The 1,425-nt window shown below is 56.7% G+C and carries 1 protein-coding gene; it reads right to left on the reverse strand.

The features are described 5' to 3' along the window. Positions 1-195 precede the first annotated feature (195 nt). On the reverse strand, positions 196-1,320 hold the full coding sequence (locus ACR0E6_RS21165; protein WP_480564029.1) for a porin: 1,125 nt from the start codon (positions 1,318-1,320) through the stop codon (positions 196-198). Between the last annotated feature and the right edge of the window lie 105 nt (positions 1,321-1,425).

A 1,425-nucleotide genomic window follows, 5' to 3' on the forward strand; every position in this document is an offset into this window, starting at 1 on the left:
GTAACCTGCATTATGGTAGTCCCCATAGGATTCGGGGCGCGCAAAACGGCGCGCCGGGCAAATTTGACGCCTTCTATTTGCCCAGCCGCCCACGTGCAAGGGGGCAATGCCCGGATCACCCCGGTTTTACCGTCTTCAACAGCAAAAAAACGCCCCAGCTGGAACCGGAGCGTTTTGTGAAACATCTATCGCTGATCAGAACTGCCAGCGCGCGCCCAAGACCCAGGCTTCGTTCTTGTCGAACGACGTCCCATCTTCGAAATCGTGGTTGCGGTATTTCAGGTATGCATCCGTGTTGATCGAGTCGATCCGCTGCACGACAGCAATACCCCATGCTTTGGTGTCCGACCCATCATTGTTGAAATCTGACCCATCGTAGTAGTCGATGCCCACACCGGTTTTACCCCAGGCCACCCAGTCGCCCTCGTATGCTATTTTTGCGTACCAGAAGCTTGGATCCGATGCGCCACTTGCGGTGTCGTCCCGCGACCCTGCAGCAGCGGTAAAGCTAAACCCGCTGGGCAGCAGAACCGAGGCAGACCCTATGGTATCCTTGCGCTCACCCGATACATTGTCGAAGTCTCGCACTGCATAGGCCACGCTGGCAGCAAACTCGACGCCACCGGCAAAGGTGTTGTTATACGCGATCGCAAAGTCGTAATACGTGTCATCGTCGCTGCTGGAGAGCGCGTTTTCACCATAGGCGATAGCTGCACTGAACCCGTTGAAGTCAGGCGTATCGTAGCGTACGCGCGTCCGGCGGCCACCGTCGAAGTTGCTGCTGGAGTCACCGACCGTAATGTCGCTGAGTACCCCATCGGTTCCGCGATAGAAGAAGCCCGAGTTCTCATCGTTGGTGAACGAATAGAGCGCCGTTCCAACATAAGACAAGTCCGTCTCAGCCGCCCCGTCCGAAGCCATGCTGCCCTGCCCCGCCGAGAACTTACCGTAGCCGCCCTTCAGCGCGAAATCCACGTGACGGATATCTTCCCGCGTCCAACCGCTGAAATCCGTACCCAGCTGGTTCCATTCGCTCGAGTTTGGCAGTCCTAGTCCGGTTTCGAGCCGAAACGTAAACTCGTTGTCACCGTAAGGCTGCATAAGGCGCAAGCCGACACGGCTGTTGGACAGGTCGTTGTCCAGCAAACGTGTCTCGGTGTCTTGTCCGTCGTCAACTGAGATCAGCGCGGGGTTGAACTGTCCGTAGAGCTCTACATATCCGCCGCTATTGTTTTCGTATTTCAGCTCAGCCGCAGCCGGAATGGCCGTGGTCGCCGCCAAAATCGCGGCAACAGACGAGGTTTTCAGGTTAAGGGTCATGTCACTCACCTTGAAAGGGTTTATTATTAGGTCTTGCTCACATGCTCACCACACCGAGCCGTTCCAATGGGGCGCGCCCTACGCCAAAAGAAGGTGGCGAATCCG

Source organism: Ruegeria sp. AP12 (genome assembly GCF_056540025.1).

Bases quoted from the DNA above. Each gene is read 5' to 3' on its own strand.
- ACR0E6_RS21165 (WP_480564029.1), bottom strand. From the start codon at position 1,320: ATGACCCTTAACCTGAAAACCTCGTCTGTTGCCGCGATTTTGGCGGCG.